The following is a 17,015-nucleotide window of genomic DNA, read 5'->3' as shown; positions in this document are numbered from 1 at the left end:
GACTTCACTAAATCTTTAACTCCTGACCAAAGAATAAGCATACAATTATAACCATATAAAGAAGTATTAACATTTAAAAACCAAATAGTAAGTCGCATACCACAAACATGACAAAAAGTAAAGTATTTAGATTGATGAATCCCAAATTTATCTTCTGTGTTTAAACTAATTTTTTTAAAAATTAAATAAATATCAGTCACTACTATTCACTAATGATTATGGCTAGGATCAGTAATAGTAATATTTATTTTTAGAAGTAATGAATTAAAAATCCAGTGTGTCGTGATGTTATTTATTCGCGGTGTATTGAACCCCGGTTATCGTATTTATTTGCCGCATTTTGGCAGGTAAGGTATTGTAATTGGAATATTTATTATCTATTAACCAATATTTATTAACTATGAAACATTATTACAGATTACTCTTTATGTTACTGTTTCCCTTACTTGCGTCGGCCCAACCAGCCCACGGCAAAAAAGTAGTAGGGTATTATGCGCAATGGGCTATTTATGCCCGGGATTTCAACGTTCCCAAGATAGACGGGAGCAAGATAACCCATTTGAATTATTCTTTTTACGGGACAACTTTTGACCCAGCCCGTCCGGAGAATACAAAATTAAAATGTTTGGATACCTATGCTGATTATGAGCATACGGAAGGCGGAATTCCATGGGATGCTCCTGTAAAAGGGAATTTTTATGACTTGAAAAAGTTAAAAGAAAAGTATCCGCATTTAAAAATTTTAATCTCTGTTGGAGGATGGACTAAAGGTCAGGATCTTTCTCCAATTGCCGCAAGTCCGGTGGCAAGAGCTGCTTTAGCTGCAGATATGGCAAACTTCATTGTCACTTATCCGTTTATTGACGGATTTGATATCGACTGGGAGTATCCTCTTATGGGAGGAACAGACGGTACCGAAATCGTGAACGGAATCCCGGTTCCTCCACAAAAATACCACCCGGATGACAATAAAAACCTTGTACTTTTATTAAAAGCCATGCGTCAGGCAATGCCTAATAAACTGGTAACTATTGCGGCCGGAAACAATGTTCGAAATGTACCTAAACAATATTTAGGGCCAAACAACAGGGCAACGTATGGAATGACCGAAGATATTTCAACGTATTGTGATTACATCACTTACTTTGGATATGATTTTGGCGGAAACTGGTATGATAAAACATGTTATAATGCTCCTCTTTATGGAAGCGGAAACCCGAATGATCCATTGTATGGTGCAACTCAGTCAGAATCACTTGATGAGTTAACGAACATCTATTTGAATGTAGTTGGTTTTCCTGCCAATAAATTAATCATGGGATTACCTTTTTACGGCAAGAAATTTGACAACGTTGCCAATAACGGAACCAATCCAAACTTTCCGGGCTTATTTGTTGCTGCACCAAGATATAATGTTGCAGGCTGTACAAATCCGCAAAACCCAACAGGAACCTGGGACGGACCGGCAGCTTGTGAGAAATCCGGAAGTATCGAAATTTGTGGCCTGGTTGGAAATCCGGTTACCAATTCACATGCTTTTTTAGATCCAAATACTATGTTAGTTACACCAACGGCAGCTGCTGCAGGTTGGGTAAGGTATTTTGATAACACCACTAAAGTTCCTTATTTGTACAATAGTAGTTTGAAACAGTTTATCAGTTATGAAGATAAACAATCAATGGATTTAAAAGTACAGTACATCAAATCTAAAAATCTGGCCGGTGGTATGATTTGGGAATTATCTCAGGATACCAGAGGTTCTATCCCTAATTCACTTTTAACTCAGGTAGATACTTCGTTTAAAAGTATCGTAGAAGGTACAGTGAGTATTGGAGGTTCTGTAAAAAATGGAACAGCTTTGGTTACTAACGTTACTGTAGAGATTAGAAATGCGAGTAATGTAGTTTTAGAAAGTGTAGTGTCTCCAACAGGTAACTTTACATTTTATAATTTACCAAAGAATCAAAACTATACCCTTACAGCAATAAAGTCTGCCTATACTTTTACACCGGTTAGCTTAACAAATGTTGCTGCTGATCAGACAGGAGTTGTGATTCAGGGGACACAGCCATTGTATACAGTAAGTGGAACTATTGTAGTTGGCACTAGTACTACACCAGTTTCAGGAGTTACAGTTACAGCAACTTCCGGTACGACTGTTTTAACTGCTGTTTCCGGTACTAATGGAACCTACAGTATTACAGGTTTAACTGCTGGACTTAATTTTACAGTTACAGCTGCCAAAACTGGCTTTCCTTATACACCAGCTGTGACAACTTACAATGCAATTGACAGCAACAAAACGTTAAATTTTGCTCAGGGTGATCCAATCGTATATTATAACGTTAGTGGTACAATCTTAAACGGAACTACACCTGCTGTGGGGGTAACTGTTACGGCAACATCGGCAGGACCAACTGTTGCAGCAGTTTCTACTGCAAGTGGTTATAGTCTTAGTTTGCCATCAGGAGGGAACTATACCATAACGGCTGCGGCTGCCGGTAAAACCTATACTCCGGCTTCAACAGTTTATAGCAATTTAATAGCCCACAAAACGTTGAATTTAACCGAGTATAACGTTGGAACCAATAAAATTAGCGGAACGGTTAAAAACGGTACAGTTCCGGTTGCAGGAGCTAAAGTAGAAATCGTTTTACCTTGGACAGACAATACACACGGATGGAAAAGCGTTTTGGCAACTACAGATGCACAAGGAAATTATAGCTTTGCCAATTCAGTTGTAGACGGATATACTACTGTTTCTAGTTTGAAATTGAATGCGTGGCAAAATAATGACGTTAATTATTTTCCAAACAATCTGACCAGTTTTGCCGTTCCGGCAACCCCTACGGTTTATAATTTCAATACTGCCGCTACCGCAAGAACATCCTCTTATGCAATGAGCGGAAAAGTGCTAAACGGAACTACTCCGGTATCAGGAGCTGTAGTTTCGGCAGTTTCAGGTACGACAGTTTTAACTGCTACAACAGATAGAAATGGGGCTTATACTTTTGCAGGTTTAACTTCAGGATCAGATTATAAGGTATCTGTTGCTAAAACCAACTTAACATTTGCTCCGGTTTCAGCAGTTTCGACAACAGAGTCTGGGAACAAAACTCTTGACTTTACGCAAAATTTGGTAAGTGCTAATTTAATTAGTGGTACTGTTAAAAATGGTACAGCTCCGGTTGCAAATGCAAAAGTAGAACTTATTGTGCCTTGGACCGATAACACGCATCCATGGAAAAGCGTTTTGGCAACAACAGATGCTCAGGGGAACTTTAGCTATGACAACACAGTTACAGCGGGTTATGCGCAAGTTTTAAGTTTGAAATTAAATTCTTGGCAAAATGGTGAAGTAAGTTACTTCCCAAATAATCTGGCAAATTTTGCAATGCCAACGACACCAACAGTTTATAATTTCAATAGAAATGCGGTTACACCACCTCAGGTTACCATTACAGCACCTTCTGCAGCAACGGTAGCTATTGCTCCGGGAACTGCGATACAGCTAAAAGCAACTGCAAGTGTAGATGCCAGCTTAACTATTTCATCAGTGGTGTTCAACATCAACGGACAAAATATTACAGCAGCGCTTTCAGGAACAGAATACGTAGCAAACTGGACGCCGGTTTTAGCAGATTTCAATAAAAATTATACATTAAAAGCAATCGTAACTGCATCAAGCGGTGCGACTGCAGAAAATACAAAAGCGTTTGCTTTACAATGTTCAGGGACAAATTGTCCTAATTCATTGCCAGTAATTACCTGGAATGCTCCGGTGAACACTACTATAAATCAACCTTCTTTCCAGGTTGTGCCAATTTCGGTTACAGCTGTGGATAGCGATGGATCGGTTTCAGGTGTTACGATTACAATCAATGGAAGTACTTTCAACATGACAGCGGGCACAAATAATACTTATACTTATAATTTTACGCCATCTGCTCATCAGGCTTATCCGGTTGTAATCAAAGCAACCGATAATAAAGCTGCTGTAACTACATTAAACAATACCATCAATATTACTAACAATGCTCGTGTATTCATTCCGCTTCCCTCCACTAATATTATTTTAGGATATGCACATTCCTGGGAAAATGCCGGTGCTCCGTTTTTATATTTTTCTCAAATGGTAGGAAGTAAGTTTAACGTAGTAGATTATGCATTCGTAGAAACGGTTAACCGTGACGGTTATACACCGGTACTAACTACAAATGATGCCAGATATTTGACCAATGGAGTTTTCAATAAACAATTATTGAAAAATGATATCAAATCCTTAAGAGATAGCGGCGTTCCTGTTATTGTTTCTATTGGAGGTCAAAACGGTCACGTTGTTTTAGAAAATGTAACTCAAAAAAATATTTTTGTTAATGGTCTGAAAGCCATTATTGACGAGTATCAATTTGATGGAGTTGATATCGATTTTGAAGGTGGATCGATGAATTTTAGTGCAGGAGGTTTAAGAGATATTTCTTATGCGGGTATTTCTGCTTATCCAAGATTAAAAAATGTAGTAGATGCTTTCAAAGAATTAAAAGCTCACTATGGACCTGGATTTTTATTAACTGCAGCTCCGGAAACACAATACGTACAAGGAGGATATTCTACCTATAATGATACTTTTGGTTCGTTCCTTCCAATCATTCAAAACTTACGTAATGAGTTGGATTTGTTAGCCGTACAATTGTATAATACAGGAGGAGAAAACGGATTAGACGGTCAATATTATGGTTCAGCTAAAAAAGCAAACATGGTAACTGCCCTAACCGATATGATAATAAAAGGGTACAACATTGGTACAACAGGAATGCGTTTTGATGGTTTACCACCTTCAAAAGTCCTTATTGCATTACCGGCTTGTCCAAGTGCAGCAGGAAGTGGTTTTTTAACGCCGACAGAAGGAATTAATGCAATGCATTATTTAAGAACCGGAACTACTTTCTCAGGAAGAACCTACACGATGCAGCCAGGCGGACCATATCCTGCTTTGAGAGGTTTAATGACTTGGTCTGTAAACTGGGATTTTTCTTCTTGTGGTAATTCAGCCGAATTATCTAAAGCGTATGCCGCTTATTTTGCAGGACAAACAGCTGCAAGAGCGTTGCCTGAAGGAATCGAAACAAAAAGCACGACTATCGCTTACTTTAAAAACGATGCTTTATTAGTAACAACTGACTCTGGAGATATTGCTCAGGTAGAAGTTTTCAATACTATTGGACAACCATTGGTAAGTCACAGAAATGTTCATCAAAACAAAGAAGTGGTGCTTCATAACTACAGCTTTACCACCAAGCAATTATTTTTAGTTGTGGTGACGGACAAAGCAGGAAATAAAAAATCATTCAAAGTAATGAACTTTTTGAACTAAAAGGACAGTATGGAAGAATGACAATTACAGAAATAAAAAGTTGGAATGGTTAAAATTGAGTTTGGTTATTTATTTTTTAATCTAATTTTTATTTCGAATAAATGCTGCAAATTGAGGTGATTTGTTATTTGGTTTTCACCTGAAGGAAGCGCATTATAAACCCGACAATTGTATTGTCGGGTTTTTTTGTTTAAAATGATTTAATCTTTATGTTGAGGTAAAGGACACGGATAAAACGGATTTTCTATTGCAAAGACACAGATAAAAACGGATTTTAAAAATCAGTGTAAATTCGCGTTTTCGTGAAAGGAATCTGTTTCATCCGCGTCACAACCTTTAAAAAAAACTTTGCGAACCTTGCGAGAACCTTGCGTCATTGCGGTTAAAAAAAACTTTCACAAGTTTTGATATCAAATGCAATTATTTAAGATCGAGGTAAGGATCTAAAATTTCTGCCAGTTTATTGAACCAGTAAAAATTATCGGCAATATCCTTTATTTCAGATCCCATGGTTTCGTATTCTCTTAGTACAGATAATGAAAGCACATAATTTACTTCCCGTATCATTTTCGCCATATCTTTTGCGGCAATACTATCATTAAAAAAATGGTTTAATCTGGTTTCAATTTCGGGCGAAAGGTTTTTTGTAGTCATAGTCTTGGTTTTTTTTACAAATATATAGCTTATGACACAAATTTGTGTCAATTTTTTAAAAAAATAATTTAGACTTTTGACTTATGAATATTTCAGAAGAAATTTTTATTGCAAATCTAGGACTTCACATTAAAGGACTACGTGAAAAAAAAGATTGGTCTCAACAGCAGCTGGCTGATGCGTGTGATATTCCCAGAAATCAAATTAGTAGAATTGAAAGAGCCAAAATAAATACAGGCATAAGAACTCTTATAAGAATTGCGAATGCTTTAGATATTGAACTTACGGAATTGCTTAGCTTACATTTAAAATAATTTTTAAAGAATCTGCTCAAATCAATAAAATCTGCGTGAAACTTTTTGACTCTTTTGAGATCAAGTACAATTATCTCAGATTCCATGGTTTTGCATCTTCTCATGCAGATAAAAACGGATTTTAAAAATCAGTGTAAATCCGCGTTTTCGTGAAACGAATCTGTTTCATCCGCGTCACAACCTTTTAAAAAAACTTTGCGAGCCTTGCGAAAACCTTGCGTCATTGCGGTTTAAAAAAAACTTTCACTACTTTTGAGATCAAATACAATTATCTTAGATTCCATGCAGAAATTTGTCAGCTTTATTATAATTTTTCTCTTTTTCGCCATAAGTACCGCACAGAATAGATTCGGAGCTCCGGAAGTTGATCCTGTTCAAATTCAAAAAACCTACACAGACTGGTCTGCTTATCAGAGCAAAAAAATCATGCTTTCCAGAGATTTTATTGCTCTTGATTCTTCAAAAGAAATTTCAAAAGAGACATTTTTAGATCAGCTGGCAAACGGAAATTTCATCCCAATTCGATTAGAATCAGAACCCGAAATGTATGTTTATAAATTATTCGAAATTCAGCCCGGGACTGATAGCAGTATAAAAGCAACGATGAACCAGATTGGTTTTGACGCTCTTAAGAATTACAAAATGGAAGGAACCGCTTTTCCTAAATTCTCATTTAAAGATCTGGATGGAAATTTGGTTACCAATGAATCGATGAAAGAAAAGATAGTGGTCATCAAATGCTGGTACATTCATTGCACACCCTGTATCAGAGAATTTCCGCAAGTCAACAAATTAGCCGCGGAATACAAAGACCGAAAAGACATCCTGTTTATAAGCCTTGCAGAAGATGCTGCAGCGCAGTTAAAAACATTTCTGGCAAGAAAACCATTGTCATATTCCGTTATTCCCGATATGAAAGCATATATGAATGAAGCCTTGCAGTTAAATTCATTTCCAACGCATTTTATTTTAAACAAAGAGGGTATGATTGTTAAAGTGCTTCCTAATTTTGAGAGCTTAGAAGTCGCTTTGGCGAAAGAAAGCAGACAGTAAAATGTAAGCAGTAAAATGTGAAATGTAATCTGTAAAATATAAGCTGTAAACGGTGAACTGTAGGTTAGATAACATCTTATATTTTACAGATTACATTTCACTATTGTCCCCTTTGCAACTCTGAACCTTTTTTCATACTTTTGCACCAAATTAATTAAAAAGACATTCATGTTAACAGTCAATAATTTATCAGTTCAGTTTGGCAAACGAATTTTGTTCGACGAAGTAAATACTACTTTCACTCATGGGAATATTTATGGAGTTATTGGAGCCAATGGTGCTGGAAAATCTACTTTTCTAAAAATCTTAGCAGGAGATATTGATCCTACATCAGGACATATTCATTTAGAACCGGGAAAACGTATGTCGGTTTTGAACCAAAATCACAACATGTTCGATGAGCATACGGTTTTGGAAACTGTTTTGATGGGAAATAAAGTTTTGTATGCTGTTAAGAAAGAAATGGATGAACTTTATGCCGACTACAATGATAAAAATGCAGACAGAATTGGAGAACTTCAGGTTCAGTTTGAAGAAATGAACGGTTGGAATGCCGACTCTGATGCTGCGGCCATGTTGTCTAACTTAGGAATCACAGAGGCAGATCATTATACTCTAATGGGTGATTTGGAAGGAAAAATTAAAGTACGTGTGCTTTTGGCGCAGGCACTTTTTGGAAATCCGGATTTACTTATCATGGATGAGCCTACCAACGACCTGGACTTTGAAACCATTGCGTGGTTAGAGAACTTCCTTGCGAATTATGAAAATACTGTAATTGTAGTGTCTCACGACCGTCACTTTTTAGATGCGGTTTGTACACATATTTCTGATATTGATTTTGGAAAAATAAACCACTACTCAGGAAACTATACGTTCTGGTACGAGTCCAGCCAATTAGCGGCAAAACAACGTGCACAGCAGAATAAAAAAGCAGAAGAGAAGAAACAGGAACTTGAAGAATTTATTCGTCGTTTTAGTGCAAACGTTGCGAAATCGAAACAAGCTACTTCTCGTAAAAAAATGATTTCGAAATTGAATATTTCTGAAATTAAACCTTCAAGCCGTCGTTATCCTGCGATTATTTTTGATCAGGATCGTGAAGCAGGAGATCAGATTTTGAATGTTGAAGGTCTGGCAGCTTCTATCGATGGTGATCTTTTGTTTAAAGATGTTGATTTGAATATGGCAAAAGGCGATAAAATCGTTCTTTTTTCTAAAGATTCACGTGCTACAACAGCATTCTACCAAATTTTAAACAACGAACAAAAGGCAGATGCCGGAACTTTTGATTGGGGAATTACAACCAATCAGGCTTATTTACCGGCTGAGAATCATTCTTTCTTTGAAAATGATCTGACTTTGGTAGATTGGTTACGCCAGTACGCCAAAACAGAAGAAGAGCGTGATGAGGTTTTTATTAGAGGATTCTTAGGGAAAATGATTTTCTCCGGAGAAGAGGCGTTAAAAACAAGCCGCGTATTATCAGGAGGAGAAAAAGTACGTTGTATGCTATCCAGAATGATGATGGAGAGAGCCAATATCTTAATGCTTGATGAGCCAACCAATCACTTAGATTTGGAGTCCATTACAGCTTTTAATAACTCATTGAAAAATTTTAAAGGTTCCGTAATTTTCACCACACATGACCACGAGTTTGCACAAACCGTTGGTAACAGAGTAGTGGAGTTAACACCAAACGGAGTCATAGACCGTTACATGACATTTGACGAATACCTGGACGATGAAAAAATTCAGGAATTAAGAAAAAAAATGTACAACCTGTAATTTTATAATTTATAATAAGAGAAATCCCGTTCGCTAGCTGAACGGGATTTTTTTTTTATTTATTTTTTGCCAAACAGTTTAGCGAAAATGAAGATAATTATCGCAATAATAAAAATAACGATAAAGATACCAAAGCCCATTCCGGCTTTAAAAATGTCTCCGATAACTTCGCAGCTCGTAAATAAAAATAATAGTACAAATACCATTAACAAACGTTTGATTTTATTTTGCATGACTTTGATGTTTTAAGAACTTGCTGTTCTGATTCGTATAACTTAAAATTAGACCAAAAAACAAGAAAGATCTTATATGATTTAATTAAAAAGTTCTATGATTTAGATTAAAATCAACTAGGTGTAAAAGGTTAAACAACTTTACAATAAAGAGAAGTAAAGATAAGGGAAAGGTAATGTTCTCTTAAAAGCTATTACGTTTTCGAACAATACTTTTGTTCGATCTAAACAAAAAAACGTATGAAAAAACTTTACTTATTATTTATGCTTCTGGGGCTAAGTTATGCTTCAAAAGCGCAAAAATTATTTCCTTATCTGCAAAACGCGACACCAACATCTATCTACGTTAACTGGAAAACGGACAGTAATCCGGAATCTATCGTAGAGTACGGAACAACAGCATCGAGTCTAAATGTTACTGTTACCGGTAATACAAATGTTTTTACAGATTCAGGTTATCCGGGTAATTATTTCTACCATAGTGCAAAGCTGACGAACCTTTCGCCTAACACGAAATATTTCTACAGAATAAAAACCGGAGCAGATGTGTCTTCGGTTTATTCTTTTAAAACATTGCCCAATCCGGGACAGGCAGCAACAGCTAATGGACACATTCGGTTTTTGATTATGGGGGATAATCAACTGAAAGCTGTTCCGCGTTATGATTCTTTAGTGTCAGCGGCCAAAAGAAAAATAAGACAGAAATGGGGAAAAGACGCATCTCCTGATGATAATATCTCTATGACTTTTATGGTGGGAGACCAGGTTGATGTAGGAACTTTAGATCATTACGAAAATGTGCATTTTAAAAAGAACAGAGGTTTATCGGGTAATGTGCCTATCCAGACCACAGTAGGAAACCATGAAACCTACGGAACGCTGGGAATGAACTCCTATTACGATCATTTTTATATAAGTGAGCTTTCGTATAAAGGCATTTCGTCAGGAACAGAGAATTATTATGCACAGCAGGCTGGTAATGTTTTGTTTATCAGTTTAAGTTCAGAACATACAGGGGCAGAACAGCTAAGCTGGTTGCAAAAAGTTCTTACCGCTGCAAATGCGGATAATACAGTAGAATGGATTTTCTCTTTAAGCCACAGACCTTATCAGGCAGAGCAATACGTCGGTGATATTTCAACTTGGGTTCGTAATACAGCCGTGCCGTTATTGGTAACTTCTCCAAAATATTCGATGCATATTGGGGCGCACCATCATTTGTATCACCGCGGACAATTGAAAAATACACCTACCTATAATATTATTTCGGGAGGTACGGCCTGGGATCAATATTGGGGATCTTCTACAGAGCAGGATTTTGATGATGTACAGAAAACCATTTGTAACTGGATTTACCAAATTGTAGATATTGATGTGACAAACGGAAAAATGGACATTGAAAGTTATTCTATTGGAAGTGTTGATAAATGGAAGAACAACCAGCTAATGGATGAATTTCATCGATATAAAAACAAAGCGGCACCTGCCAAACCTTCGATTACGAATACTTTTACTGCGACAAATACATTGCCGCTAACCGTTTCCGGATCGACTTATACGACAACTACAGATGAGAAGTTGAATACCAGTCAGTTTTTGATTTCTCAAACACCAACATTCGATATTGTAAAGAAAGAAGTATATCGAGATTTTGAAAATTTATACGGAAAGTATGGCACTAAGAAAGATTCGACTGTAAACATCAATCTGGGTGTAGATATTACTAAAATGGATTTGGCTTCTAATTCACTTCCAAATGGTAAATACTATGTGAAGTTAAGATACAGAGACCGTAATCTTGAATGGTCGCCATGGAGCGATGTTCAGACTTTTACAATTACAGGAAGTAACAATGTAAATACGGCAATAGTTACAGATGCTTTGACCTATTCGTTGAACACACCTATAAAAGTTGATTTTACGGATGCTCCGGCCAGTACTTCAACGTGGATTGGTTTATACAAAGAAGGGCAGACTCCGGGAGGTTCTTCGCCATCGCAAACCTGGAAATATACGGACGGAAGTGCCAGCGGATTTATCACTTTCTCTAGCGGACTGGCTACTAAAGGGCGTTATTATGCTGCAATATTTTCAAATGGAGGGTATACGGAAATTGCGCCACGAAAATACTTTTATGTAGGGCCGGTTCCGACCTTAACGACTGATAAAACCGAGTATTCTGTTGGGACTCCTATCCTTATTAATTATACAAATGGTCCGCAACTGGCAAAAGACTGGATTGGTATTTACAGAATGGGGGTTAATCCCGGATCCGGAGTTACAGCAACAAGCTGGCAATATGTTACAACAGCTGCAGATGCTAAATCTTTCACAGGACTGCCAAAAGGTTATTATTATGCCGAGTATTATTTACAGGACGGATTTAATCCGATTGGAAACAAAGTATTTTTTAAAGTAGGAGCAGTCGTTACCGAATTATGGATCAATAAACCGGTTTATGATTTGGGCGAGCAGATTACCGCTTCGTGGACAGACGCTCCGGGAATTGTAAAAGACTGGTTGGGGATTTATCATGACGGAGATAATCCGAATGAAAAACCACTGGTGAGTTATACCTATTTTGAAGGACTTTCTGAAGGAACAAAAAATATTGCTGCTACAGAATTGCCAACAGAAAAAGGGAAATACTTTTTGGTAATGTTTACTAACGATTCTTATAATGAAGTTTCCAACAGAGTTTCTTTTGAAGTAATCGATCCACATCTGAACAATGATGAATTTAAAATCGATAATGGTTTGAGAGTGTATCCAAATCCAACAAAGAATGATACGGAAACCTTTATTCAATCTGAATATCCTATTGATGAAATAGAAATTTACAGCATGGAAGGGAAATTATTATATGCTACAAAAAATGTAAACAATAATAAGTTTTCTCTAATCAATCAGGATTTACCAAAAGGAGTTTATATTCTAAAAATACATTCCCGTAAATTGTTTACGGCTAAACTAATTGTGAAGTAGTTTTTTTTTTTTTCGAAACCCCATTTGCGTCTGTAAGTGGGGTTTCGTTTTTTAGGTCATGACAGTTCGTGTACGGGAACTGTCTTTTTTATTGACTCTTTTATGGTATCAATTTGATTCAGATGTCGCAGGATATGATGAATAAAAAACTGAAAAGTATCTCCTAGTTTTAGTCTTAGTAAACGGGATAAAGAAGTGGGGATTTTTATACGATTTAAACTCACCTTTTTGGATTGTTCCAGTAATGCTAATAATTCAAATTGTTGATTGATGAATTTGTCAATTACACTTTTGTCAAGCTCAGAGTTTAATGGGTTTTTGTCTTTAAAGGTTTTCATTTTGTTCAGCTTTTCTTTCGGAAGCATACTTTTGGCAAAATAGCCTCCTAAAAATCCGCTATTAAAATGAGTTTCAGAAGAGGTTTTCGAATTCTTTATTTTGTCTTTTATCTCAGGCAGATAATAATCACCATACAAATTCAAGTGCTCCAGACATTCCAAAATGTTCCAGGAAGCAGGATTTTCTCTCCATGTCAAAGTTTGTATAGTATCATTCTTAAGTTTCTCAGCCTGATTGATACTATCTCTCGTGTGATCCATTAGTAATTGTATGAGTTTTTCTGATTGCATAGGTTTAATTTTTGAAGCAAAGTTTCAAAAAGTTTTTCCGGAAATGATTGATCGAAATCAAGACTTTTTTAATCTCGATAATGTCTCAGGTGTCATTCTTAGATAGTTGGCAATGTGTTTGTTTGGGACTTCTTGAAAAAGCTGCGGACTTCTCTTTAAAACTCTTTGGTATCTTTCTTTTGGAGAACTGGTTAAAATATCAATTTCGCGTTCCATTTGCTGCACTACTAAGTTTTCTAAAATAGTAATCCATAAGTTTTTATTGGCTTCAATTTTTAAAAATTGCTCTATTTGCTTCTTTGTGATGATCTTCAGAACTGTTTTTTTAATGGCCTGAATGCAGAGGTCAGAAGGCCTTCCGGTTAAGAAAGAATCCAGTGACACAATTAAATTTTGTTGGTAACCAAATCGAATGATTTGTTCTTCATCATCAGCCAAAACAAAAAGCCGTAAGCTTCCACTCTCGACAAAATAGATATTGTCGTCTATGCTTCCTTTTACTTTAAGAAAATCATTTCTGCTTATGGTTATTGTTTTTTCAGAAAGTGCAATGATTTCTTTCATTTTTTTTGAGCAATTAGTATAGTATGAATTTCAATATTTTCAGATTTTGGATATTTAACTTCAAACGATTTAATGATTTTGAAATTATGTATAGAAAGCTGTTTTTCTATGTTCTTTAAATTATGATAATAGAAATATGTTCGGTCGCCGGTACTTCCCGAAATGAAACCTGATGCAGTGGAATGCCCTTCAACAAAACTAAGATAAAAAATACCACCAGGACAGAGTATTTTATCAATGCTGTTGATTAGTTTGAAACAATCTTCTTCGGACAAGTAGGGCAGACAAAAACCACAAATAATGGCATCAAATTGTTGATTTACTTTGTTGAGGTCTCGCGTATCCATTACTTCAAACTGGGCAGAAGGATTGTTCTTTTGTGCTAATTCAATCATTTTGGGAGCAATGTCAATCCCCCTAATTTTTAAATTGGGTTTCTTTGATAATAAATATTTTGTGATGTTTCCCGGACCACAGCCAATTTCAAAGATATGAAGCTGTTCGTTTTTCAAAGCATCGCAAAAGAAGTCGTAAGTTTCATTATACAGCTTTAAATCCATGAACTTGTCTTGATAAATAGTTGCAATTTTATCCCAGGTTTCGAAAGTTTCTTTGTATTGATCCATAGCTTTAATCTTGTGTTTGGTCTGTAAGCAAGAAGTATAGGTAAGTGTTGTACTGCTAAAATATAATTTTAAATTTAGAGACGGAAATAGTTTTTTTGATGTAGACTTTTAGTCCGATCTCTAACTTCAAAGATGTCTTTTGACAGTTTATGGCCGACTCAAAATGATTGGGCAATGGTTCCGGTAAAATTTAGTTAGCGGGTTATTTTTCGCATAAGGGCTTCAAATGGACCGTTCTGAAAGTGTCTTGCCCAAAGTTTACTAAAGTAGTAACTGAGTACAAAGTACGCAATTGAAAACAGTAAAATATAAATTGGTTTTGTTGCTTTCTGATCTGCTGAATATTGGACCAGATCATTACCTGTTAGTGCAGAAAATAAAATTAAACCAATGGTGAGATGTGAAATGTAATGCGTAAGCGTCATTTGACCCGTTGGTGCAAAACTTTGTACATATTGGTTATTTCCGTTTTTTTCTCCGATGTACATAAAGAAGGCGATCAGCATCAGAGCAAATCCGGAGGTGCTTAGCATAAAAGGAAGGTACGGAGGGAGATAATCAGCATTGATAAATAAATGTAAATTCTCTGAAAGTACAAATTGTCCGGACAATAATTGAAGTAATGCTATCGATACATACAATAAAAGTCCAATAATAAACATCTTCTGCTGAATCTTTTTACTGCTCCAGTTTAGTCTTCCGAGATACATTCCTAAAAGAAAATAAGCAATCCAGGGGAATACAGCATTCCAGCCGTTGTAAAAAGTATTTCTGATAAACCCGTTCAGGGTATAAAAATCTTTGTATTGAAATGATTCCATATTCCAACCCGTTTCATAGGGAACAATAAAAATTAGAAAGTGAAAAGTAAAGATCGCCACAGCAGCCAGAAACAGAAAAAACCTTTTGTCTAAAAAAATTATAAAAGCAATTATGAACATATAGCAACCGTAAAAGTGCAAAATATCGGCAGGCCAGATCAGGTTAAGCAAAAGTCCGATGACAAATAAAAAACCAGCCCGTTTGAGGATGGTATTTCTCAGCTTGTTTTTCTCGGCAGGAGTATATTCCACTCTGTTGGTCATAAGCGCAATACCCATTCCTGCCAGTATCACAAAAACAGAGCTTGAGTTGCCGCTGAAAAGAGACATAAATTGTGCAACGGTACTTTGGTCGTTATGGGAGCCAAAAACCATATTGAAATTAACAATAAACATTCCGAAGATGGCATATGCTCTTGCCAGGTCAAATCCTATAATTCTTTGTTTCATTTTTTTATATTTTATGAAACAAATGTCGAAATGAAAAATCGCGGGAAATTTGACTTAAGTCAAATAATACATTTAAATTTTGGACCGGATCCTGCTTAGGGTTTCCAAAGATATTCCAAGATAAGAAGCAATATGTGTAAGCTGGATGTTTTTAATAATATGCGAATGTTCTTTAATTAATTTAAGGTAGCGGGTCGTAGCGTCCAGTGTGCGAAACTGAAACAATCGATCCTCCAGCCAAATTGCGTAATACTCAGTGAGCATCAAATCTAATTCTGTCAATTTGGGGAATTGCTTTTTTGCATTCTGAAATCCTTTAAAGTCAGTTTGTGAAACGGTGATGTCTGTGACGGCCTGAATGAATTCGTTACTTGTCGTTTGCAGGCAATAACTATTAAAAGATACCGCGATATCATCTTTAAAGTATAATTCTGTCGTGATTTCTTTTCCATCATCGAGGTAGTACTTTCTAACAATTCCTTCTTCTATAAAATAGCTTTTACTGCAAATTTCATCTTGCCGTAATAAAAACTCCCCTTTTTTTAAAGTCCTGGTAGTGGAGATGTTATTTAAAGCGGCTAAGGTTTCCTGATCAAGGCTGTTTATAAAAGTATCTATTTTGATGAGATAGGAATTCATTTTTTCGGTATGTATTCGGTTTTTAAAAGTAATCATAGCCAGGATGATTATTTTTCTCCTAATCTTATGTGTTTTGGTTGGTCAAATATAATAAAATAGCAAAAAGGATCTGATTAAGTTAAGAGATGTTGATGACGTTGTACGAAAGGTTCTTTGACTTGTATAGTTTCATAAGCGACAAATTGAAATTCGGTGTTATCTATGGAATTTAAAAAGAATGCTTTGTGCTATTACAACGCTAAAAATTTATTCAAATATTTGTATTTAGAAAGAGACTACAAATAAATTCTGATTTTGTATATTTGCCCAACCAAACATTATACTTAATTATGAGCCAAAAAGTATTACTTAATTCAAAAGAAGTTACTATCATACTCCATCGTTTGGCTTGTCAGTTAATCGAAAAACATCTTGATTTTTCAGATACTATTTTAATCGGAATTCAGCCAAGAGGTGTTTTTTTAGCCGAACGTTTGAAACAAATATTAGAAAGCGAGTACAAAACGCCCGAAATTTCTCTGGGTTATTTAGATATCACCTTTTTTAGAGACGATTTCCGCCGCACCGAAAAACCGCTTGAAGCGAATAAAACCCAAATCAATTTTATAGTCGAAAATAAAAAAGTCATTTTTATTGATGACGTTTTGTTTACCGGACGAAGCATTCGTTCCGCGTTAACTGCTATTCAGTCTTTTGGAAGACCTTCAGAAATTGAATTGTTAGTTTTAATTGACCGACGTTTTAGCCGCAATTTACCTATTCAGCCCGATTATCGTGGACGCCAGGTAGATGCTATTAATGGCGAAAAAGTTAAGGTAAGCTGGAAAGAAAATGAAGGTGAAGATGTGGTCTATTTGATAACAAATTAACGATTAAATAAAAAAA

13 protein-coding genes are annotated in these 17,015 nt (G+C 36.0%); 6 read left to right on the top strand and 7 right to left on the bottom strand.

What is annotated here, in order from left to right; genetic code table 11:
* The first annotated feature begins 400 nt into the window (after positions 1-400).
* On the top strand, positions 401-5,374 hold the full coding sequence (locus BHE19_RS21935) for a glycosyl hydrolase family 18 protein (RefSeq protein WP_233431413.1): 4,974 nt from the start codon (positions 401-403) through the stop codon (positions 5,372-5,374).
* 420 nt (positions 5,375-5,794) lie between these two features.
* On the opposite strand, the gene BHE19_RS21930 is transcribed toward BHE19_RS21935, so the two are convergent.
* On the bottom strand, positions 5,795-6,028 hold the full coding sequence (locus BHE19_RS21930; protein ID WP_070908875.1) for a hypothetical protein: 234 nt from the start codon (positions 6,026-6,028) through the stop codon (positions 5,795-5,797).
* 83 nt (positions 6,029-6,111) lie between these two features.
* Between BHE19_RS21930 and BHE19_RS21925 the strand changes: the two genes are divergently transcribed.
* The 3 genes from BHE19_RS21925 to BHE19_RS21915 all read left to right on the top strand — a co-directional run bounded on the left by BHE19_RS21925 (position 6,112) and on the right by BHE19_RS21915 (position 9,183).
* Positions 6,112-6,342 (top strand): helix-turn-helix domain-containing protein, encoded by a 231-nt coding sequence (locus BHE19_RS21925; protein ID WP_070908874.1) that lies wholly within the window; start codon positions 6,112-6,114, stop codon positions 6,340-6,342.
* A 252-nt stretch (positions 6,343-6,594) separates the two neighbouring features.
* Positions 6,595-7,395, top strand: a complete 801-nt coding sequence (locus BHE19_RS21920) for a TlpA family protein disulfide reductase (RefSeq protein WP_233431412.1) — start codon at positions 6,595-6,597, stop codon at positions 7,393-7,395.
* A gap of 168 nt (positions 7,396-7,563) precedes the next feature.
* The gene (locus BHE19_RS21915; RefSeq protein ID WP_017497626.1) at positions 7,564-9,183 is read left to right on the top strand and encodes an ABC-F family ATP-binding cassette domain-containing protein; all 1,620 of its coding nucleotides are present in this window, start codon (positions 7,564-7,566) and stop codon (positions 9,181-9,183) included.
* A 59-nt stretch (positions 9,184-9,242) separates the two neighbouring features.
* Here the strand turns inward: BHE19_RS21915 and BHE19_RS22865 are convergent, their stop codons facing one another.
* On the bottom strand, positions 9,243-9,416 hold the full coding sequence (locus BHE19_RS22865; RefSeq protein ID WP_017497625.1) for a hypothetical protein: 174 nt from the start codon (positions 9,414-9,416) through the stop codon (positions 9,243-9,245).
* Positions 9,417-9,656: 240 nt separating this feature from the next.
* Here BHE19_RS22865 and BHE19_RS21910 point away from each other — a divergent pair, with 240 nt between their 5' ends.
* Positions 9,657-12,401, top strand: coding sequence for a fibronectin type III domain-containing protein (locus BHE19_RS21910; protein ID WP_070908872.1), 2,745 nt, complete (start codon positions 9,657-9,659; stop codon positions 12,399-12,401).
* Between the two features lie 56 nt (positions 12,402-12,457).
* Here the strand turns inward: BHE19_RS21910 and BHE19_RS21905 are convergent, their stop codons facing one another.
* From BHE19_RS21905 to BHE19_RS21885, 5 genes are all read right to left on the bottom strand, one after another.
* Positions 12,458-13,030 (bottom strand): DinB family protein, encoded by a 573-nt coding sequence (locus tag BHE19_RS21905; protein ID WP_070908871.1) that lies wholly within the window; start codon positions 13,028-13,030, stop codon positions 12,458-12,460.
* A 57-nt stretch (positions 13,031-13,087) separates the two neighbouring features.
* The gene (locus BHE19_RS21900; RefSeq protein WP_070908870.1) at positions 13,088-13,594 is read right to left on the bottom strand and encodes a Crp/Fnr family transcriptional regulator; all 507 of its coding nucleotides are present in this window, start codon (positions 13,592-13,594) and stop codon (positions 13,088-13,090) included.
* The gene (locus BHE19_RS21895) at positions 13,591-14,220 is read right to left on the bottom strand and encodes a class I SAM-dependent DNA methyltransferase (protein ID WP_070908869.1); all 630 of its coding nucleotides are present in this window, start codon (positions 14,218-14,220) and stop codon (positions 13,591-13,593) included. The genes BHE19_RS21900 and BHE19_RS21895 overlap by 4 nt, the downstream gene beginning before the upstream one ends.
* Positions 14,221-14,414: 194 nt before the next feature.
* Entirely contained in the window at positions 14,415-15,491 is a 1,077-nt protein-coding gene (locus BHE19_RS21890; RefSeq protein WP_070908868.1) for a DUF418 domain-containing protein, read from the bottom strand.
* A 72-nt stretch (positions 15,492-15,563) separates the two neighbouring features.
* On the bottom strand, positions 15,564-16,166 hold the full coding sequence (locus BHE19_RS21885; protein ID WP_233431411.1) for a Crp/Fnr family transcriptional regulator: 603 nt from the start codon (positions 16,164-16,166) through the stop codon (positions 15,564-15,566).
* 293 nt (positions 16,167-16,459) lie between these two features.
* On the opposite strand from BHE19_RS21885, the gene pyrR reads away from it, so the two are divergent.
* Positions 16,460-16,999 carry a bifunctional pyr operon transcriptional regulator/uracil phosphoribosyltransferase PyrR gene (pyrR, locus tag BHE19_RS21880; protein WP_070908866.1) on the top strand — a complete coding sequence of 180 codons (540 nt, stop codon included), beginning with the start codon at positions 16,460-16,462 and terminating at the stop codon, positions 16,997-16,999.
* Positions 17,000-17,015 lie beyond the last annotated feature (16 nt).

This window comes from Flavobacterium tructae (assembly GCF_001853485.1).
In the GTDB taxonomy this organism is placed as follows: domain Bacteria; phylum Bacteroidota; class Bacteroidia; order Flavobacteriales; family Flavobacteriaceae; genus Flavobacterium; species Flavobacterium tructae.
Note: the sequence above shows the minus strand (reverse complement) of the source record. Positions and strands in the feature narration are given on the sequence as shown.